Genomic DNA, 20,129 nt, shown 5'->3' on the forward strand with positions numbered 1-20,129 from the left:
CCGCCGCTACGATGCCCTGACCTGCCAGAACCGCAGCGTGCGCCGCGCATTCTCCGGTGACATGCGCGCAAAATTGCTCTGCGCCCTCGCAACATCCGCTGGCTTCATCGCGCCCGTGGCAAAGCGGCTTTCGAGTACGGCGGCGGTGGTTTCCCAGCTGAGCTGAGCCGCCTTGCACGGCACCAGCAGGCCGTCCTCGCGCAGACTCTGCATCAGCGGACGAATCACCTCGACGGTCGACCCTGACAGGGCTGCCAGAGCCGCGACGGCTTCTTCGTAGCGCCGGTGTCGTGCAAAACCGAGCAGCGTCGCCTCGTTGAGCTGGCCGGTCGCGTTGAGATTTGCGATCGCCCGCTTGGCGCCCTCGAAATCGCGGACACCCGACATCTCGCGCTCGACACCGACCGTGACGGCGGCGATCGCGCTCTGGATTTCATCGAACAGATCGGGCGGCGCGCGCGACAGCAATCGCGTGCGAACCGTGTCCGTCGCCGAGCGCAGCAATCGGCGGCGCAGATCCGACGGCAGGTCGAGGCGGACGCCGACGCTCACCGCGATCTCGGGATCGCTCTCGGCCTGTCCAACGACAACGGCGAATCCCTTTCCGGACATGCGCGCGCCGGGATTGGCAGCGAGGCGGCGGCTAACGCTGGGATAGCGGCGCGCCAGCAGTGCGTCGGTGACGATCTCCTTGAGCCACCAGCGGCCGGCGACCGCGAGCAGATGCGGCTCGCCTTTGGATGATGCGATCATGACCAGCTCGCCGTCGTCGAGGCGCGCGGATTCCTGCAGCACCGGGCCGGCGATGCGGATCTCGTCATTGTTGGCGAGGCGGCGGATCACGGAGGGCGGCGCCTGCGCGATCGGGGCGAGCTGGGCGCTGATTTCGGCGAGCGCCACGCGCGCGCCCATGTCGGCGATGGCGCGCAGCTCGATGGTGCCGATCAGGCGCTCGAGCACGTCGTCGAACAGTGCGATCTGCTCGTCGTCAAAACTTCCGGCGCAGGACAGGAACAGGTCGGTGACGCGCCGGGCCGTTTCGAGGCCTTTTTCCGCCGAGCCTGTCCGAATGGCGGATTCGACCTCGTCGATGATCGATAGTTCAGCGGTGGACATGACGCGTTGCTCGTCCTGAGCGGATGACGGAAGCTTGTTCTAAGCAACCGCTATCATTAGAGACGAGCACTGAACGTTTCGTAAACCATGGCTCGCTTCTCCTCATCCTGAGGAGCCCGCGAAGCGGGCGTCTCGAAGGATGGCCGCGGGCGAGATGCGGGCCTTCATGGTTCGCCCGGCGATGCAAAGCATCGTCCGGAGACGCGCGTTCCGCGCTCCTCACCATGAGGGACTGACAGGCCTATTCCCCGTTCCAGCCGCAGGCGCGGAGCTTCTCGTGCATGTGGGGCGGGGCCGGCGCGACGACGCGGATCGGCTCCTTGTTCCGGGAGATCGGCACCACGATCTCGCGGGAATGCAGGTGCAGCTTCGGCTCACCGAAACGCGGGCCGTTGCCGTAAATGTTGTCGCCAAAGATCGGCCAGCCGGTTGCCGACGAATGCACCCGCAATTGATGGGTCCGCCCGGTGACCGGTTCCATGGCGAGCCATGCAAAACCCTCGCCTCGGCCCATCACCTTCCAGTTGGTGATCGCCTTCTGCCCCTCCGGATCAGGCTTCTGCCACCAGCCGCGCTCGGCATTGAGCCGGCCGAGGGGCATGTCGATGGTGCCTTCGTCCTCGGCAGGCCCGCCCTCGACTATGGTCCAGTAGGTCTTGCCGATCTTGCCGTGCTTGAACAGCAGGCCGAGCGACGCCGTCGCTTTCCGATGGCGGCCGAGCACGAGGCAGCCGGAGGTATCCTTGTCCAGCCGGTGGGCGAGCACCGGCGGCCGCGGCAGGCCGAAACAGAGCGCGTTGAAGGAGGCTTCCAGATTGGCGCCGCCCTTGGGGCCGCGATGCACCGGCAGGCCCGAGGGCTTGTCGATGACCAGCATCAGCCCGTCGCGATGGAGCACGCGCGACTGGATCTCCTCGGCGGTCAATTCGGGAACATCGAGCAATTGCAGGACTTTCGGTCAAGACTTTCGTTTAACAGCGGGAACGGCTAACACACCGCCACCATGAACGATACCACCCCCGAGACCCCCAAGCTGAGCTGGTGGCGCCGCCTGTCCAACGGGCTGAAGCGCACCTCGTCCTCGCTCGGGACCGCGGTCGCCGACCTCGTCACCAAGCGCAAGCTCGACCGCGCCATGCTCGACGACATCGAGGACGTGCTGCTGCGCGCCGACCTCGGCACCGCGGTCGCGGTGCGGATCGCTGACGCGGTCGGCACCGGGCGCTATGACAAGGCGATCTCGGCCGACGAGGTCAAGGACGTGGTCGCGACCGAGGTCGAGAAGGTGCTGGCGCCGGTGGCGAAGCCGCTTGAGATCGATCAGGCCAGGAAGCCGTTCGTAATCCTCGTGGTCGGCGTCAACGGCTCCGGCAAGACCACGACCATCGGAAAACTCTCGCAGAAATTCGCGTCCGAAGGCCGCAAGGTGATGCTGGCCGCCGGCGACACTTTTCGCGCAGCAGCCATTGAGCAGCTCAAGATCTGGGGCGAGCGCACCAGGACGCCCGTCATTGCGGGAACGCAGGGCTCGGACTCGGCGAGCCTCGCTTTCAATGCGCTGACGGCAGCGAAGGAGCAGGCCATCGATGTGCTCCTGATCGACACCGCCGGCCGCTTGCAGAACAAGGCCGAGCTGATGAACGAGCTCGAGAAGGTCGTGCGCGTCATCCGCAAGGTGGACGACACTGCGCCGCATGCGGTGCTGCTTGTGCTCGATGCCACCGTCGGTCAGAACGCGTTGTCGCAGGTCGAGGCCTTCCATCGCACTGCCGGCGTCACCGGCCTCGTGATGACGAAGCTCGACGGCACCGCCCGCGGCGGCATTCTGGTGGCGCTAGCGGAAAAATTCAAACTGCCGGTGCATTTCATCGGCGTCGGCGAAGGCGTCGATGATCTCGCGCCGTTCACCGCACGCGATTTTGCCCGTGCGATCGCCGGAATCGAAAGCTAGAGAATGGACAAGACCCAGCCGCATCCGCTGTTCAAGCTTGCGACCGAGCTCGGTCCGCTGCTCGTGTTCTTCTTCGTGAATGCGAAGTTCAATCTGTTCGCCGCGACCGGCGCCTTCATGGTCGCGATCGTCGCGGCGATGATCGCCTCCTATGTGGTGACGCGCCACATCCCGATCATGGCGATCGTCACAGGTGTGATCGTGCTGGTGTTCGGCACGCTGACCCTGGTGCTCCACGACGAGACCTTCATCAAGGTCAAGCCGACCATCATCTACGGCCTGTTCGCCGCGATCCTCGGCGGCGGCCTGCTGTTCGGCCGTTCCTTCATCGCCGTGATGTTCGACCAGATGTTCAATTTGACCCCGCAGGGCTGGCGCATCCTGACGCTGCGCTGGGCGCTGTTCTTCGCCGGCATGGCAGTGCTGAACGAGATCGTCTGGCGCACCCAGAGCACGGACTTCTGGGTGAACTTCAAGGTGTTCGGCGTCACGCCTCTGACCATGATCTTCGCCATCGCCCAGATGCCGCTGACCAAGCGCTACGGCGTCGAGCCGGTCTCGCTGGAGACCAGCGAGGCCGAGGCGGGGGATGTTAGGAAGGGGTAGGGTCTCCCCGCCCGTCATTGCGAGCGAAGCGAAGCAATCCAGAATGTCTCTGCGGAGGGACTCTGGATTGCTTCGTCGCAAGGGCTCCTCGCAATGACGACGGCGGTTACTTCAACGCCTTCTCCATCTGCGGCAGCAACACGCTCCGATAGTTGTCCGGCGTGATCGGGCCGACCAGCTTGTAGACGATGGTGCCTTCAGGGCCGACGACGAAGGTCTCCGGCACGCCATAGACGCCCCATTCGATCGAGGCGCGGCCGTTGGCGTCGGTACCGACGCGGCCGAACGGGTTGCCGTAGCGGCCGAGGAAGCGCCGCGCGTTGTCGGGCGCATCCTTGTAGTTGATGCCGACGAGCTGGAAGCGCTTGTCCTTGGCAAGCTCCGTCAGCAGCGGCGCCTCGTCGTGGCAGGGCACGCACCAGGAGGCCCAGACATTGACGAGGCTGACCTTGCCCTTGAACGCGGCGGGATCGAGCCCGGGCACCTGCGTGCCGTCGGTCTGCAATCCCTCGAGCGCCGGCAGCATGGTCTGCGGCGCGGGCCGGCCGATCAGCGCGGACGGAATCCGCGAAGGATCGCCGCTGCCGAGCCGGAACCAGAACAGCACGGCAAGGGCGATGAAGGCGAGCAGCGGCAGCACCATCAGGAAGGTGCGGCGCTGCGGCGGTGCGGAAGTCGATTGCTCGCTCATGGCGTATCCACAGCACTGCGGCCCGAACGGCGCGTGACGCCGCTGCGCTCGAGCTCGCGCAGACGCTCCCTCTGGCTGCGATAGTCGATGATGACCCAGCCGATCAGGATCGCTACCACGATGGCGGCGGCGGCGTAGGAAGTCACGATGAAAGACGCGTAGGGACCGAGCGACAGCATCATGCGACCCCTTTTGACGCGTTTTCTTCACGCGAACCGGTGCCCACTTCGCTTGAAAACGCGACGCGACTGGCTTGCATCATCTGCAGCGAGCGCACGCGCCGGCGCAAAATCTCGTTGCGCATCGCAGCCATGTGGAGCGTGACGAACAGCAGGGTGAACGCGACCGCCATCACCAGCAGCGGAATCAGGAACGATTTGTCGAGCGTCGAGGCGCCCATGCGCATCACCGAAGCCGGCTGGTGCAGCGTGTTCCACCAGTCGACCGAGAATTTGATGATCGGCAGGTTGATCGCGCCGACCAGCGTCAGCACGGCGGCGGCGCGTGCCGCGCGCGAGGGATCTTCCACCGCGCGCCACAGCGCCATCAGGCCAAGATACATCAGGAATAGAATCAGCACCGAGGTCAGCCGCGCATCCCATTCCCAATAGGTGCCCCACATCGGCCGGCCCCATAGCGAGCCCGTGAGCAGCGCCAGGAAGGTGAAGCTGGCACCGATCGGCGCGGCGGCTTTCGCCGCGACGTCGGCGAGCGGATGCCGCCACACCAGCGTGCCGAGCGAGGCGACGCTCATTACGCCCCAAACGAACATCGACAGCCACGCATTCGGTACGTGGATGAACATGATCTTCACGGTCGCGCCCTGCTGATAGTCGTCGGGCGCGGTCGCGGATTGATAAAGGCCGATCGTGAGCAGGATGACGGTCGCAGCCGCGAGCCACGGCAGCACCCGCGCCGAGAGCGCGAGGAACCTTGTGGGGTTGGCGAGGTCGGTCAGCGTCATGGTATTCTGATAATCACAGGTCGGCGCTCACGCAATCAGCATGAAAGTGCGCAGCGAAAGTTGATCGGGGTCAAGGTCAATCCAGTCCATGTTTCAGGCTCGCTGCCGCCGCAAACGGGCCGATCACGAGGCTGACCAGCGACAGCGCGCAGAGGATCGAGAACGGCGCGCCGAATGACAATGGCCCGGTAATCGCGGCCTGCGAGGCCGCCACTCCGAAGATCAGCACGGGAATCGACAGCGGCAGCACCAGCACGGCCATCAAGAGGCCTCCACGATGCAGCGTTACCGCCAGCGCCGCACCGATCATGCCGGTAAAGGTCAGCGCCGGGGTGCCGGCGAGCAAGGTCAGCGCCACCGCACCGGTCGCGACCATGTCGAGGTTGAGCAGCAGCCCGAGCACGGGGGTTGCGACAATCAGCGGCAGGCCCGCGGCCAGCCAATGCGCCAGCGCCTTGGCCGCGCACGCCAGTTCCAGCGGCGTCCGGCTCATCGTGATCAAATCGAGCGAGCCGTCCTCGTGGTCGGCCATGAACAGCCGGTCCAGCGTCAGCAGGCTCGCCAGCAGGGCGCCGAGCCACAGGATCGCCGGCCCGAGCCGCGACAACAGCGCCAGGTCCGGTCCCACCGCGAACGGCATCAGCACCACGACGGTCAGGAAAAACAGCACGCCAATCAGGGCCCCGCCGCCAACGCGGAGCGCGATCCGGATGTCCCGGCGGATCAGGGCGGCGAGGGCGGTCATGGGGTGGCTCCGGCGCCGAGGCGGTCATGAGGGCCCGGCTCGTGCTGCGTGCACACTGCGCTCCCTCCCCCCTTGTGGGGGAGGGTTGGGGAGAGGGGTAGCCCCGGGCGAGATGCTCGTTGGACGCGGATCGCCAACAACAGAGCAACTGCCTCCGCAACGCCAGAACCGAGAGGCCGCGCCGTGTGGCACCCCTCTCCCTGACCCTCCCCCACAAGGGGGGAGAGAACGGAGAGAGCTGGGCCCGGCCGCTTGGAAAGCTGAGGGTCTGTGAATCTCATGCCCCGCCCCCGATCCGCAGCTCGCGCGAGTCGATCCCGAGCGGGGCATGGGTCGCCGCGATGATCAGGCCGCCGCGCGCCAGATGGTCTCGCATCAGCTCGCCGAACATGTCCTGGCCGGCGACATCCAGCGCGTTGGTCGGCTCGTCGAGCAGCCAGACCGGGCGGCGGACCGTCAAGAGCCGGGCCAGCGACAGCCGGCGGCGCTGGCCGGCCGACAGGAAGGCCGCGGGCAGATGGGTGGCGTGGTCGAGGCCGACGGTGGCGAGGCTTTCAGCCGCGCCGCACCGCTCGCCGCCGAGAAAATCAGCCCAGAATGCCAGGTTTTCAGCCACGCTCAGCGCGGGCTTGAGGGCATCGCGATGGCCGAGATAGTGGCATTGCTCGGGCAGCGTCATGTCGGCGTCGCCCCCGTCCAGTACGATCGTGCCGCCAGCCGGAATGAGCAGGCCGGCAATCAGCCGCAGCAGCGAGGTCTTGCCCGATCCGTTGGGCCCCGTCACCGCCACGGCTTCGCCGGAGACCGCCTCGAAATCGAGTCCCGAAAACACCTCGCGGCCGCCCCGCACGCAAATCACGCCGCGTCCGGACAGCTGCATCTGGCCTGGTTTCAACCCGTTCAAAGCCGGGCCTCAGGAAAACTGGGGGTAGCGCATCAGAATTTTTGGCTCGCGACTTGCTCGGTTCGATTGTGGCTGTGGCGGTGCGGTTAGAAAGCTTCTATAAGCCCGGAACTACTTGATGCAGCAACTCAACCTGCCCCTGCAAGCGACCCAGCCTGTTACGCTGACGGTGTTAAAGTACCCCTTGCCGGGTATAACTAACAATTGGGATTTCCTACCATGACCTCGCTCGACAGCTTCAAATGCAAAAAGACCCTCAAGGTCGGCGCCAAGACCTATGTCTATTACAGCCTGCCCACGGCCGAGAAGAATGGTCTGAAGGGAATTTCGAAACTTCCCTATTCGATGAAGGTGCTGCTTGAAAATCTCCTCCGCAACGAGGACGGCCGCACGGTCAAGAAGGAAGACATCACTGCGGTCTCGAAGTGGCTGCGCAAGAAGTCGCTGGAGCATGAGATCGCGTTCCGCCCGGCCCGCGTGCTGATGCAGGATTTCACCGGCGTGCCGGCGGTGGTCGATCTCGCCGCGATGCGCAACGCGATGCAGAGGCTCGGCGGCGATGCCGAGAAGATCAACCCGCTGGTCCCCGTTGACCTCGTCATCGACCACTCCGTGATCGTCAACTTCTTCGGTGACAACAAGGCCTTCGGCAAGAACGTCGTCGAGGAATACAAGCAGAACCAGGAGCGCTACGAGTTTCTGAAGTGGGGCCAGAAGGCGTTCTCGAATTTCTCCGTCGTGCCGCCCGGCACCGGTATCTGCCATCAGGTCAACCTCGAATATCTCTCCCAGACGGTCTGGACCAAGAAGGAGAAGATGACGGTCGGCAAGAAGACCGGCACCTTCGAGGTCGCCTATCCGGATTCTCTTGTCGGTACTGATTCCCACACCACCATGGTCAACGGTCTCGCCGTGCTCGGCTGGGGCGTCGGCGGCATCGAGGCGGAAGCCTGCATGCTCGGCCAGCCGCTGTCGATGCTGCTGCCGACGGTCGTCGGCTTCAAGCTGAAGGGCGCGATGAAGGAAGGCGTCACCGCGACCGACCTCGTGCTGACCGTCACGCAGATGTTGCGCAAGCTCGGTGTGGTCGGCAAGTTCGTCGAGTTCTTCGGCCCCGGCCTCGACAATCTCTCCGTCGCCGACAAGGCGACCATCGCCAACATGGCGCCTGAATATGGCGCGACCTGCGGCTTCTTCCCCGTTGACGCCGCCGCGATCGACTACCTCAAGACGTCCGGTCGCGCGCCCGCGCGCGTCGCGCTGGTGCAGGCCTATGCGAAGGCGCAAGGGCTCTTCCGCACCGCCAAGTCGGCCGATCCCGTGTTCACGGAAACGCTGACGCTCGACCTCGCCGACGTCGTTCCCTCGATGGCCGGCCCGAAGCGTCCCGAAGGCCGCGTCGCGCTGCCGTCGGTCGCCGAAGGCTTTTCGCTCGCGCTCGGTACCGAGTACAAGAAAGCCGACGAGCCCTCGAAGCGCTTCGCCGTCGAAGGCAAGAATTTCGAGATCGGCCATGGCGACGTGGTCATCGCGGCCATCACCTCCTGCACCAACACCTCGAACCCGAGCGTGCTGATCGGCGCTGGTCTGCTTGCCCGTAACGCTGCCGCGAAGGGCCTCAAGGCCAAGCCGTGGGTGAAGACCTCGCTCGCTCCGGGCAGCCAGGTGGTCGCGGGCTATCTCGCCGATTCCGGTCTGCAGGCGGATCTCGACAAGGTCGGCTTCAACCTGGTCGGCTTCGGCTGCACCACCTGCATCGGCAATTCCGGCCCGCTGCCGGAGGAGATCTCGAAGTCGATCAACGACAACGGCATCGTCGCCGCCGCCGTGCTCTCCGGTAACCGCAACTTCGAGGGCCGCGTCTCGCCGGACGTGCAGGCGAACTATCTGGCGTCGCCGCCGCTGGTCGTCGCGCACGCGCTCGCCGGCAGCGTGACCAAGAACCTCGCCGTCGAGCCGCTCGGCGAAGGCAAGGACGGCAAGCCGGTGTACCTCAAGGACATCTGGCCGACGACGAAGGAGATCAACGCCTTCATGAAGAAGTTCGTGACCGCGTCGATCTTCAAGAAGAAGTATGCCGACGTGTTCAAGGGCGACACCAACTGGCGCAAGATCAAGACGGTCGAGAGCGAGACCTATCGCTGGAACATGTCGTCGACCTATGTGCAGAACCCGCCCTACTTCGACGGCATGAAGAAGGAGCCGGAGCCGGTCACCGATATCGTCGAGGCGCGCATCCTCGCCATGTTCGGCGACAAGATCACCACGGACCACATCTCGCCGGCCGGTTCGATCAAGCTCACCTCGCCCGCGGGCAAATATCTCAGCGAGCACCAGGTGCGTCCCGCCGACTTCAACCAGTACGGCACGCGTCGCGGCAACCATGAAGTGATGATGCGCGGCACCTTCGCCAACATCCGCATCAAGAACTTCATGCTGAAGGGCGCCGACGGCAACATTCCGGAAGGCGGTCTCACCAAGCACTGGCCCGACGGCGAGCAGATGTCGATCTACGACGCCGCGATGAAGTACCAGCAGGAGCAGGTGCCACTGGTGGTGTTCGCCGGCGCCGAATACGGCAACGGCTCGTCGCGCGACTGGGCTGCGAAGGGCACGCGTCTGCTCGGCGTTCGCGCCGTGATCTGCCAGAGCTTCGAGCGCATCCATCGCTCCAACCTGGTCGGCATGGGCGTGCTGCCGCTGACCTTCGAGGACGGCACCTCCTGGTCGTCGCTCGGCCTGAAGGGCGACGAGAAGGTCACGCTGCGTGGCCTCGTCGGCGACCTGAAGCCGCGCCAGAAGCTGACCGCGGAGATCGTCTCCGGCGACGGTTCGTTGCAGCGCGTTTCGCTGCTTTGCCGCATCGATACGCTGGACGAGCTCGATTACTATCGGAACGGCGGCATTCTGCACTATGTGCTGCGCAAGCTCGCGGCCTAAGCGCGAATTTGTGAACGGTGGCTCACCGCGACGTGAGTAGAAGGTTAAACAAAGGCGGCCTATCACAAGGCCGCCTTCGTGCGTTACGGGATGCTTCGGATGGGCCCGCCCGGCGGACACTGCGCATCGGCTGGCGCTGAAAGTGCCGTGCCCGTAAGACTACGGTGACCATCAGGCGATAGGATATCCCACCCCGAAGACGAGATGTGACGTTCGACATGACAGGAATGATGGCTTCTCATTTGGTTTCGCGATGGTCCGGCGCACTCTGGTCGGGAGCACTCGGCATCTGCGCAATCGTCGCCATCATCCGTCCCGCCCAGGCCGATCCCCGCGCCGTGGTCGAGCTCTTCACCTCGCAGGGCTGCTCCTCCTGCCCGCCCGCCGACAAGGTCATCGGCGACCTCGCCAAGGATCCTTCGATCATCGCGCTCAGCATGCCGATCGACTATTGGGATTATCTCGGCTGGAAGGACACGCTGGCGGATTCACGTTTTTCGGCGCGGCAGCGCGCCTATTCACGCATGCGCGGTGACCGCGAGGTCTACACGCCGCAGGTCGTGGTCAACGGCGCCACCCACGTCATCGGCAGCGATCGCGCCGGAATCGAAAGCGCGATCGGCAAGACCGACAAGGGCACGGGCGTGATGAGCGTGCCGGTGACGATGTCGCTCGCGGGCAAGCAGATCAACGTGTCGGTGGCCGCGAGCAACGAGCCTGCGATCTCGCATGGCGAGGTCTGGATTTGCTCGATCGCGAAGTCAGTGCCGATCGAAATCAGCCGCGGCGAAAATCGCGGACAGCAGATCACCTACCACAACGTGGTGCGCAACCTGCTCAAGGTCGGCGACTGGAACGGACATCCGGAAAGCTGGACGGTGCCGCTCGAGAATCTGACGTCGCGCGATGGCGTCGACGGCGCGGTGGTCTATGTCCAGGACGGCAGCCGCGAGAAGCCCGGCCCGATGCTGGGCGCGGCGTACACGTCGCTGCACTGATTCTCTGACAGCAGCAAACCCGCTCTATCTCCTCATGGTGAGGAGCGCGCCTTTGCGCGCGTCTCGAACCATGCAGGCCAGCACTGCTACGTCGGGGCCCTCGATCCTTCGAGACGCCGCTTCGCGGCTCCTCAGGATGAGGAGAGGGAGTATTCCGCGCGGGTGTTCGGAGAGAAGTTCGTCGCGACAGACACACCCCGATGCAAACAAAAAAGGACCAACTTGCGTTGGCCCTCCTTGTCGCGCGTACAGACCCGATCCTGTCCGACCCCGGGGGGCTGGGGGCTGAGGAATCCGGAACCGAAAGGACCGGGTCAACGCACACGACTCTTTTCGCAATGCAGGGCGGCGGGCGATGGGCGGAAAAGCGGCGATCCTGTGATTCTTACTAACGATCCCGTGACGGTTTGCCGCTGAGAAGTTCCACCGTTGCGTGTGTCATGATTCGCAACCGGGCGGCGAGGCGAGTCCCAGTCCTTCGGGAGGCCTCCAAGAGCCTCTTGAAGTGCCTCTTGAAGTGCCTCTTGAAGTGCCTCTTGAAGTGCCTCTTGCGGTCGCGAACGGTTGGCGCAATCATGCAATTGTCATGATCCGCGGATCCGGGGACGGTCTTCGCGGACGAGGATCATGTTGTGCGACAGGAGGCGCTCGATGAGTCTGACGCCGGAGGATGCCGATCCGAGCGGGCAGCGCGCAGTGGCGCATCCGACCGCTGCGAATGCCCAACTGAGTCGGGTGACGTTCAACCGGCTCGAGCTGAACCGGATTCTCAATCTCTATGGCCGCATGGTCGCCGACGGCGAGTGGCGCGACTATGCCATCGACTTCCTGAAGGACCGCGCGGTGTTCTCGGTCTATCGCCGCGCCTCCGAAGTGCCGATCTACCGCATCGAGAAGGATCCTCGGCTGGCACGCAAGCAAGGCATGTACAGCGTGATCTCGGCGACCGGCCTGATCCTGCGCCGCGGCCACGAACTCGACCGCGTGCTGCTGGTGATCGACCGGAAACTGGCGGTGGTGTAGCGGCACGGACGGTGCCGTAGGGTGGGCCCTACTTCCCCGGTACCGTGCTCGCGCCCTCGCCCAGATCGCGCTGCATCATCACCGTATCCAGCCAGCGGCCGAATTTCAGGCCGACATTCGGATGCGTGCCGATCATCTTGAAGCCGCCTCTGGTGTGCACGCCGATCGAGCCGGCATTGGCGGAATCGCCGATCACCGCGATCATCTGGCGGAAGCCGCGCGCCTCGCATTCGGTGACCAGCCGCTCCAGCAGCAGCGAGCCGATGCCGCGACGGTGGAAGCCGGGATCGAGATAGATCGAGTTCTCGACCGTGAAGCGATAGGCGGGGCGAGGCCGGTAGGCGCCGGCATAGGCGTAGCCGGCGACGCGGCCGTCGAGGATGGCGACGAAATAGGGATAGCCGCCGTCGACCAGCGCGCGATAGCGGCGCGTCATCTCGGCGAGGTCAGGCGGCTCCAGTTCGAACGTCGCCGTGCCCTCGCGGACGGCCTGTTGATAGATGGCGGTGATGGCGGGGAGGTCGGCCTCGATGGTGGGCCTGATTTCGGGTGCGGACATGGGGGAAGATTAGAGACTTCCCGCGGGCACTGGAAGGGGTAGAGCCGTCTCTACGGCGTCCTTGCGAGCGCAGCGAAGCAATCCAGAAATGCATCCGCGGCGGGACTCTGGATTGCTTCGCTGCGCTCGCAATGACGGTGTTTGTGGCTACCACCTCGGCCGACAAACAAAAACCCCGGCCTCGCGGCCGGGGTTCGTGTCCGTTCTCTCGGGTCTGGAGCTTAGTCGCGCTGGCCGAGGAGCTGCAGCAGCAGCGTGAACAGGTTGATGAAGTTCAGGTACAGCGACAGCGCACCGGAGATCGCCGCACGTTCGGCGATGTCACCGCCGGCGGAGGCGTAGCCGTAGATGTAGTCGTTCTTCAGCCGCTGCGTATCCCAGGCGGTGAGGCCCGCGAACACCAGCACGCCGACCACCGAGACGATGAACTGCAGCGCCGTGCTGGCCAGGAACAGGTTCACCAGGCTCGCGATGATGATGCCGATCAGGCCCATGAACAGGAACGAGCCCATGCCGCTCATGTCACGCTTGGTGGTGTAGCCGTAGAGGCTCAGCGCGCCGAAGGTCGCCGCGGTGATGAAGAACACCCGCACGATCGAGGTGTGCGTGTACACCAGGAAGATCGAGGACAGCGAGATGCCCATCAGCGCCGAGAACACCCAGAACAGGATCTGGGCGGTCGAGGGGGCGAGACGGTTGATGCCGGCCGAGATCACGAACACCATCGCGAGCGGCGCCAGCATGAACAGATATTTCAGCGGGCTCACGAACATCGCGTAGCCAAACGGGGTCAGGAACAGCTTGCCGACGCGGACGGCTTCCGGGGTCGGAACGTCAGTCACGGCAGCCATGTAAACGCCGAGCGCGGCCAGGCCGGTGATGGCGAGGCCAATGCTCATGTAATTGTAGATGCGCAGCATGTAGGCGCGCAGACCGGCGTCGACCGTCGCGGCGTCAACACGCCCGGCGGCCCGGCCGAAAGGAGAAGCGTAATTGCGGTCTAGGTCCGACATGGTCGAATTCCCGTTGGTTGCCCGGTCCGGCACGAGGGTTGCCATGCCGCCGGGTCGTCTAATTCTATCTCGGATACCGATGTCTGCCGACATTAATTTTGGCTAACAATCGGGTCTCCGAACCCATCCGATATGTGGGAAACTAACACATTCGCTGCAACCGTCCACGCGCGGCTGAATGTCGCCCTTGGCGCGCAATCCTGACGAGAAGGCGTGGTTAATCGCGGGAATCGCGCGATTCCGGTCCGGCGCAGTCGCCCGCTACCTTTTGTCACAAATTGCGCAACACCGTGGCAGGCTTTTTGTTCAACGCCAGCAGCGTGCCGGCGAGCCCCAGCCCGACGGTGACGACCAGGGCGGCGGCCACCACGCCGGCCGCGCTGCCGGCCTGCCAGACGAAGGTCAGCGTCATCAGCCGCGTCACGATCATCCAGGCCGCGATGCTGCCGGCGATCACGCCGAACACGGCGGTCGCGAGGCCGATCAGGAGATATTCGAGCGCATAGGCGCCGAGCAGCCGCAGCCGCGTGGCACCCAGCGTCTTCAGGATCACCGCGTCATAGACCCGGTGGCGATGGCCGGCGGCGAGCGCCCCGCCCAGCACCAGGATCGCCGAGATCAGGGTCACGGCGCTGGCGCCGCGGATCGCGAGCGCGAGGTTGGTCACGACCGCGCCGACCGTCTCCATCACCTCGCGCACGCGCACGCTCGTCACCATCGGATAGGTGTCGGCGACCTGCTTGATGATTTTGCCGTCGCCGGTCGCATCGCCGCCGGCTTCCGTCAGCGTCGCGATGTGGGTGTGCGGCGCGCCCTTGAACGCGTTCGGCGAGAACACCAGCACGAAATTGATACCGAGCCCCTGCCAGTCGATGGTGCGCAGATTGCCGATTTTCGCCGGGATGTCGCGGCCGAGCACGTTGACCACGACCTCGTCGCCGAGCTTGAGGCCGAGCCCGTCGGCGATCTTCTTCTCCATCGAGACCAGCGGCGGGCCGGAATAATCGGTGCCCCACCATTCGCCCTCGACCACCTTGGAGCCTTTCGGCAACTCGCCGGTGTAGGTCAGGCCACGGTCGCTCTGCAGCACCCATTCCGAATCGGTGGTGGGCTTGAGGTCCTCGGCCCGGACGCCGCGGGCGGCGACGATGCGCCCGCGCAGCATAGGCACGTCCTCGACCTTCGCGCCCGGTGCGATCTGCCGCAGATAGTCGTCGAAGGGGGCGGCCTGGGTGCTCGGAATGTCGATGAAATAGAACGCCGGCGCGTGCTCGGGCAGCGCGGCCAGGAACTGCCGGCGCAGATTGCCGTCGATCTGGGTGATGGTGACGAGCACGGCGAGGCCGAGCCCGAGCGAGAGCACGACCGAGGGCGTCAGCGCGCCCGGCCGGTGAATGTTGGCGATGGCAAGCCGCAGCATGGTGAAGCGCGTGCGCGGCAGCCGGCGCGCGATCGCCATCAGCACGGCGGCGACACCGCGCAGCACGGCGAACACGACGACGGAGGAAGCCACGAACACCGCGGCGATGCGCTTGTCGAAGGACAGGCCGATCACGACCGCGACCAGCAGGGCGACGACGACGCCCATGAATACGAGATAGCTCCAGCGCGGCCGGTGCCATTCGGCAGCGATGGTGTCGCGGAACAGCGCGGCGACCGGCACGTCGTGCACGCGTCCGAGCGGCCACAGGCCGAAGGCGAGCGCGGTCAGGAGGCCATAGACGAACGACAGCGCGAGCTCGTCGGCGTGCACGGCCGGCACCACCGGCAGCGGCAACAGCTTTCCGAACAGGCCGACGATGGCGAACGGCATCGCTGCGCCGAGCGCCAGCCCTATGATCGAGCCGATCGCAGCCAGCAGGACGACCTGCGCGAGATAGATGCCGAACACGTCGCGCCCCGTGGCGCCGACGGCCTTGAGGGCCGCGATCACCTCGAGCCGGCGGTCGATATGGCTCTTCACGGCGTTGGCGACGCCGACGCCGCCGACCAGCAGTGCTGCGAGGCCGACCAGGGTCAGGAACTGCGTGAAGCGGCCGATATTGCGTTCGAGCTGCGGCGAGGCATTGGAGCGGCTGCGGACTTCCCAGCCGGCTTGAGGTGCGGCATTGCGGGCGTCCGCGATGAACGCGTCGGTAGCACGGTCGCTGTTGGCGGCATCAGGCAGTTTGACGCGATAGACCCAGCGCACCAGGCTGCCGGGCTGGATCAGCCCGGTGGCGCGCAAGGCCGCCTCGCTGATCAGGAAGCGCGGACCAAAACCGATGCCACCGGCGAGCTTGTCGGGCTCGGCCTCGACGCTGCTGCGAATCTGGAAAGTTGCCGAGCCGATGGTGACGCGGTCGCCGATCTTGAGGGAGAGACGCGCAAGAAGCGTCGGATCGGCGGCGGCGCCGAATGCGCCGTCGCGCTCCGCGAGCAGATCGGTCAGCGGGAGTTGCGGCGCCAGCGTGAGCTGTCCGAGCATCGGATAGCTATCGTCGACCGCCTTCATCTCGACCAGCGCCAGCTTGCCCTCGGCCGAGCGCGCCATGCCGCGCAGGGTGGACGCAACCGAGACGGTGCCGCGCGAGCGCAGGAAGGCAACTTCCTCCGGCTTGGCCTCGCGCTGGAACAGCACGAACGAGACGTCGCCGCCGAGCAGCGTGCGCCCCTCGCGCGCGAGGCCGTCGCTCAGGCTTGCCGACACCGAGCCGACGCCGGCGATCGCCATCACGCCGAGCGCGATGCAGGCGATGAAGACGTAAAAGCCGCGCAGGCCTCCGCGCAATTCGCGGAGCGCATAGCGCAGCGACAGCGCGACGCCGTTCGGCTTCGCAAACGGTGCGACAGCTATGCTCATGCGCTGGTCGTCTGCGTGTCGATGCGGCCCGAGCGCAGGCGGATCACGCGATCGCAGCGATGCGCGAGCGAGGAATCGTGCGTGACCAGCACCAGCGTCATGCCGCGCTCGGCGTGCTTGTTGAACAGCAGGTCGACGATCTGCTTGCCGGTGGTCTCGTCGAGATTGCCGGTCGGTTCGTCGGCGACGAGGATGGCGGGATCGGGCGCCAGCGCGCGCGCAAGCGCCACGCGCTGCTGCTCGCCGCCGGAGAGCTGTGTCGGATAATGATGCAGGCGATCACCGAGCCCCACGGATTGCAGCTCCTCGGCTGCGCGCTTGTTGGCGTCGGGATTGCCGGCGAGCTCAAGCGGCACGGCGACGTTCTCCAGCGCCGTCATGGTCGGAATCAGATGGAACGATTGGAAGACGATGCCGACCTGGCGGCCGCGGAAGCGGGCCAGCGCGTCCTCGTCGAGGGCATTGAAAGGCGTGCCTGACACCACCACCTCTCCGCTATCAGGACGCTCCAGCCCCGCCATCACCATCAGCAGCGTGGATTTGCCCGAGCCTGACGGGCCGATCAGGCCGATCGTCTCCCCCGAGCCGACGCGCAAGCTGATATCCTTGAGGATGTGAACGCGTGCCGCCCCCGAACCCAATGAGAGATTGACGTTGGAGATGGCGATGGTGTCCGGCGCGGTGCCGGCGAGCGAAGAGGATTCGATGCGACTGTCCATGGTCCGGTCATATGGCAACTCCGCACGCGCGGTCGAGAGGCGTTACGGATTCTTCATGCACATAGCCGTGTTGATGCTCGCTTTGATGACGGTCGTGAACCCGGCTCGGGCGGAGACGACAAAGCCGATCAAGCTTGTCGTTTTAGGCGATTCCCTGAGCGCCGGTCTCGGCCTTCCGGCCCAGGACGCGTTTCCGGCCAAGCTGCAAAAAGCCTTGCAGACCAAAGGTATAGCCGTTGACATGACCAACGCCGGCGTGTCGGGTGACACCTCGTCCGGCGGCCGCGACCGGCTCGACTGGTCGGTGCCTGACGGAACCGAAGGCGTCATCGTCGAGCTCGGTGCCAATGACGCCATGCGCGGCATCGATCCCGACTTGACGCGCGCGGCGCTGACAGACATCGTTCAACGTCTCAGGGCGCGCAAGATCGCCGTGATGCTGTGTGGCATGCTGGCGCCGCCGAATTTCGGCGCGGACTATGGCGCGCGCTTCAATTCGATTTATCCGGATCTGTCGAAACAGTTCGGCCTGCCGCTCTATCCGTTCTTCCTCGACGGTGTCGCGGCCGACGCCAGGCTCAACCAGTCCGACGGCATTCACCCGACTGCTGAAGGCGTCGACATCATCGTCAACAACATGCTGCCCACCGTAGAGGCATTCCTGCGCACGATCGGCGAGCAACGCCGTTGAAAAGCAGGCAACGCTAACCCTAATACCCAGGGTTTTCCCGGTGTAGCCTTGGGCACTCTTCGCAGAGTCACACAACTGCGATAGGAATCAGGGTACCGGTGATTCGTCACCGGCTCTAAAATTTGGACATGCTCCTTCCCAGGGATCGTGCCCAAGCATCGGGAGTACGAAACGATGCCGCGTTTGTTCACCGGTCTGGAAATTCCGGCCGAGATCGGCCAGTCGCTTTCCAATCTGAGAGGCGGCCTTCCCGGCGCCCGGTGGATCGATCCCGAAAATTATCACGTCACTCTGCGCTTCATCGGCGACATCGACGGCATGTCCGCCAACGAGATCGCAGCGATGCTGTTTCGCGTCGACCGCAAACCGTTCGAGGTGAAGGTGCAGGGGCTGACGAGCTTCGGCGGCCGCAAGCCGCGTGCGGTGGTCGCCACCATCGCGCCGAGTAAGCCGCTGATGGATTTGCAGGCCGAGCTCGAACGTATGATGCAGCGGATGGGTCTCAATCCGGAAGGGCGCAAGTTCATTCCGCATGTCACGCTGGCCCGGCTGCACGACGCCACCGACCGTGACGTCGCCGACTATCTCTCGATCCGCGGCTACTTTCCGAGCAAGGTGTTCATGGCCGAGCGTTTTGTCTTGTTCTCGTCGCGCGCATCGACCGGTGGCGGACCGTATGTGGTCGAGGATGCGTACGAGCTTTGTGAGTAGAGACGCTCTCGTGCCCCGGACGCAGTGCGCCACGAAGCGGTGCACTGCTGAGCCGGGACCCATCTTTCAGCGATCGATGAACGAAATAGTGGATCCCGGCTCTGCGCAGCAGCCATAGCGCGACGTAGACGCGCGTGAACGCGCTCTTGGCACGCCGCAGCGCGTCCGGGGCCCGGAACGCATAGCGCCCCGCACCAATTGACGGCTTGCAATTTCCGCCGGTCTCTGGCGGTAAAGAGCCATGCTCTCCACCCAAAATTCCTCCTTCAGCGAAGCGTATCAGGCCCAGGTGGCGTCCGGCGCGATCGAGCCGGATGCCGCGCAAGCCGAGGTGGCCGAGGCCTATGCGGCGCTCGACCTGCGGCTCGCGAACTACAAGCCGCAGCGCAAGCAGGGGCTGCTCGCCCGCTTGTTCAGCAGCAATGACAAGGATGACGTGCCGCGTGGGCTGTACATCCACGGCGAGGTCGGCCGCGGCAAGACCATGCTGATGGATCTGTTCTTCCAGCACTCGACGGTCGAGCACAAGCGCCGCGCGCATTTCCACGAATTCATGGCCGACGTGCACGAGCGCATCTACGATTATCGCCAGAGCATCGCGCGCGGCGAGCTCGCCGACGGCGACGTCATTGCGCTGACCGCGCATGCGATCTTCGAGGAGAGCTGGCTGCTCTGCTTCGACGAATTCCACGTCACCGACATCGCGGATGCGATGATCCTCGGCCGTCTCTTCGCAAAGCTGTTCGAGCTCGGCACCGTCGTGGTCGCGACATCCAACGTCGCGCCCGACGATCTCTACAAGGGTGGCCTGAACCGCGCGCTGTTCCTGCCCTTCATCAAGCAGATCACCGACCACATGGACGTCTCGCGGCTCGATGCGCGCACCGACTTCCGGCTGGAGAAACTTCAGGGCGTGCCGATGTGGCTGACGCCGGCGGACGGCGACGCTGCCGCCGCGCTCGACCGTGCCTGGTCGAAAATGACCGGCAATGCCAAATGCAAGTCGCGTGATATTGCGATCAAGGGCCGCACGCTGCACGTGCCGTGCTCGGCCGATGGCGTGGCGCGGTTTCCGTTCGCCGATCTCTGCGAGAAGCCGCTCGGCGCATCCGACTATCTCAGGCTGGCGCACGACTATCACACCATCCTGGTCGACCATATTCCAGTGATGGATATCTCTCAGCGCAACGCCGCCAAGCGCTTCATCACGCTGATCGACACACTCTATGACAATGCCGTGAAGCTGATGGCTTCGGCCGATGCCAACCCGATCTCGCTCTATCTCGCCGATGAGGGCAACGAGGCCAACGAGTTCAAGCGGACCTCGTCGCGCCTGATCGAGATGAGTTCGGAATCCTATCTGGCGCTGCCTCACGGCCGCAAGGATTCCACCGCCAGCGGCTCCACCAAGGGCCTGGTGGAGACTTAAGTCCTATTTGCCAGCGCTGTCATTCCGGGGCGTCCGCCTTCGCCGGCAAGCTCGAAATCCGGTGCGTGACTTTCGGGTTAACGTCCGCGCGCGGGCGGGAATGACAGGGTTGCGCTTGTATACGCGGCAAGCCCGACAATTGGGCATCCGCCGACTTGAACGGCGGAAGCGAAAGGGATAACCACCCATTCAGTTTTTCCCTCCTCACGTGTCTAAAGGACAGGTTC

At 64.8% G+C, this 20,129-nt stretch carries 19 protein-coding genes; 8 read left to right on the forward strand and 11 right to left on the reverse strand.

Annotated elements, in window-relative coordinates; all coding sequences use genetic code 11:
* Positions 1 to 6: 6 nt before the first annotated feature.
* Both K3F49_RS28960 and K3F49_RS28965 read right to left on the reverse strand, forming a co-directional pair.
* Positions 7 to 1,116, reverse strand: coding sequence for a DUF2336 domain-containing protein (locus K3F49_RS28960; protein WP_234684302.1), 1,110 nt, complete (start codon positions 1,114 to 1,116; stop codon positions 7 to 9).
* Positions 1,117 to 1,357: 241 nt separating this feature from the next.
* The gene (locus tag K3F49_RS28965) at positions 1,358 to 2,059 is read right to left on the reverse strand and encodes an RluA family pseudouridine synthase (protein WP_234684303.1); all 702 of its coding nucleotides are present in this window, start codon (positions 2,057 to 2,059) and stop codon (positions 1,358 to 1,360) included.
* Between the two features lie 60 nt (positions 2,060 to 2,119).
* Here K3F49_RS28965 and ftsY point away from each other — a divergent pair, with 60 nt between their 5' ends.
* Both ftsY and K3F49_RS28975 read left to right on the forward strand, forming a co-directional pair.
* Complete coding sequence (gene ftsY / locus K3F49_RS28970; RefSeq protein ID WP_234684304.1) at positions 2,120 to 3,067, forward strand: signal recognition particle-docking protein FtsY; 948 nt, start codon at positions 2,120 to 2,122, stop codon at positions 3,065 to 3,067.
* Between the two features lie 3 nt (positions 3,068 to 3,070).
* On the forward strand, positions 3,071 to 3,673 hold the full coding sequence (locus K3F49_RS28975) for a septation protein A (protein WP_148778471.1): 603 nt from the start codon (positions 3,071 to 3,073) through the stop codon (positions 3,671 to 3,673).
* Positions 3,674 to 3,779: 106 nt separating this feature from the next.
* Here the strand turns inward: K3F49_RS28975 and K3F49_RS28980 are convergent, their stop codons facing one another.
* The 5 genes from K3F49_RS28980 to ccmA form a co-directional block, all read right to left on the reverse strand.
* Complete coding sequence (locus tag K3F49_RS28980) at positions 3,780 to 4,364, reverse strand: DsbE family thiol:disulfide interchange protein (RefSeq protein ID WP_234684305.1); 585 nt, start codon at positions 4,362 to 4,364, stop codon at positions 3,780 to 3,782.
* Positions 4,361 to 4,546, reverse strand: a complete 186-nt coding sequence (ccmD, locus tag K3F49_RS28985; RefSeq protein WP_234684306.1) for a heme exporter protein CcmD — start codon at positions 4,544 to 4,546, stop codon at positions 4,361 to 4,363. The genes K3F49_RS28980 and ccmD overlap by 4 nt, the downstream gene beginning before the upstream one ends.
* Positions 4,543 to 5,328: a heme ABC transporter permease gene (locus K3F49_RS28990; protein ID WP_234684307.1), complete on the reverse strand. Its 786-nt coding sequence runs from the start codon at positions 5,326 to 5,328 to the stop codon at positions 4,543 to 4,545. Before K3F49_RS28990 ends, ccmD begins: the two co-directional genes overlap by 4 nt.
* 76 nt (positions 5,329 to 5,404) lie before the next feature.
* Positions 5,405 to 6,073 carry a heme exporter protein CcmB gene (gene ccmB / locus K3F49_RS28995; protein WP_234684308.1) on the reverse strand — a complete coding sequence of 223 codons (669 nt, stop codon included), beginning with the start codon at positions 6,071 to 6,073 and terminating at the stop codon, positions 5,405 to 5,407.
* A 277-nt stretch (positions 6,074 to 6,350) separates the two neighbouring features.
* Positions 6,351 to 6,953: a heme ABC exporter ATP-binding protein CcmA gene (ccmA, locus tag K3F49_RS29000; protein WP_234684309.1), complete on the reverse strand. Its 603-nt coding sequence runs from the start codon at positions 6,951 to 6,953 to the stop codon at positions 6,351 to 6,353.
* A 243-nt stretch (positions 6,954 to 7,196) separates the two neighbouring features.
* On the opposite strand from ccmA, the gene acnA reads away from it, so the two are divergent.
* The 3 genes from acnA (at position 7,197) to K3F49_RS29015 (ending at position 11,938) form a co-directional block, all read left to right on the forward strand.
* A complete protein-coding gene (acnA, locus tag K3F49_RS29005; RefSeq protein WP_234684310.1) occupies positions 7,197 to 9,917 on the forward strand; it encodes an aconitate hydratase AcnA in 2,721 nt (906 codons plus the stop codon).
* Between the two features lie 218 nt (positions 9,918 to 10,135).
* Positions 10,136 to 10,915 (forward strand): DUF1223 domain-containing protein, encoded by a 780-nt coding sequence (locus K3F49_RS29010; RefSeq protein ID WP_234684311.1) that lies wholly within the window; start codon positions 10,136 to 10,138, stop codon positions 10,913 to 10,915.
* 651 nt (positions 10,916 to 11,566) lie between these two features.
* The gene (locus tag K3F49_RS29015) at positions 11,567 to 11,938 is read left to right on the forward strand and encodes a DUF2794 domain-containing protein (protein WP_234684312.1); all 372 of its coding nucleotides are present in this window, start codon (positions 11,567 to 11,569) and stop codon (positions 11,936 to 11,938) included.
* Positions 11,939 to 11,966: 28 nt separating this feature from the next.
* On the opposite strand, the gene K3F49_RS29020 is transcribed toward K3F49_RS29015, so the two are convergent.
* The 4 genes from K3F49_RS29020 to K3F49_RS29035 form a co-directional block, all read right to left on the reverse strand.
* Positions 11,967 to 12,497 (reverse strand): GNAT family N-acetyltransferase, encoded by a 531-nt coding sequence (locus K3F49_RS29020; protein WP_234684313.1) that lies wholly within the window; start codon positions 12,495 to 12,497, stop codon positions 11,967 to 11,969.
* 221 nt (positions 12,498 to 12,718) lie between these two features.
* Positions 12,719 to 13,510, reverse strand: a complete 792-nt coding sequence (locus K3F49_RS29025) for a Bax inhibitor-1/YccA family protein (protein ID WP_234684314.1) — start codon at positions 13,508 to 13,510, stop codon at positions 12,719 to 12,721.
* A gap of 271 nt (positions 13,511 to 13,781) precedes the next feature.
* Positions 13,782 to 16,352: an ABC transporter permease gene (locus K3F49_RS29030; protein ID WP_234684315.1), complete on the reverse strand. Its 2,571-nt coding sequence runs from the start codon at positions 16,350 to 16,352 to the stop codon at positions 13,782 to 13,784.
* Positions 16,349 to 17,071: an ABC transporter ATP-binding protein gene (locus K3F49_RS29035; RefSeq protein ID WP_234684316.1), complete on the reverse strand. Its 723-nt coding sequence runs from the start codon at positions 17,069 to 17,071 to the stop codon at positions 16,349 to 16,351. The genes K3F49_RS29030 and K3F49_RS29035 overlap by 4 nt, the downstream gene beginning before the upstream one ends.
* 55 nt (positions 17,072 to 17,126) lie before the next feature.
* Here K3F49_RS29035 and K3F49_RS29040 point away from each other — a divergent pair, with 55 nt between their 5' ends.
* From K3F49_RS29040 to zapE, 3 genes are all read left to right on the forward strand, one after another.
* Positions 17,127 to 17,762: an arylesterase gene (locus tag K3F49_RS29040; protein ID WP_234684317.1), complete on the forward strand. Its 636-nt coding sequence runs from the start codon at positions 17,127 to 17,129 to the stop codon at positions 17,760 to 17,762.
* 174 nt (positions 17,763 to 17,936) lie between these two features.
* The gene (thpR, locus tag K3F49_RS29045) at positions 17,937 to 18,473 is read left to right on the forward strand and encodes an RNA 2',3'-cyclic phosphodiesterase (RefSeq protein WP_234684318.1); all 537 of its coding nucleotides are present in this window, start codon (positions 17,937 to 17,939) and stop codon (positions 18,471 to 18,473) included.
* Between the two features lie 241 nt (positions 18,474 to 18,714).
* Positions 18,715 to 19,902 carry a cell division protein ZapE gene (gene zapE / locus K3F49_RS29050; protein WP_234684319.1) on the forward strand — a complete coding sequence of 396 codons (1,188 nt, stop codon included), beginning with the start codon at positions 18,715 to 18,717 and terminating at the stop codon, positions 19,900 to 19,902.
* The last annotated feature ends 227 nt before the right edge of the window (positions 19,903 to 20,129 follow it).

The organism is Bradyrhizobium monzae (assembly GCF_021458635.1).
Classification (GTDB): domain Bacteria; phylum Pseudomonadota; class Alphaproteobacteria; order Rhizobiales; family Xanthobacteraceae; genus Bradyrhizobium.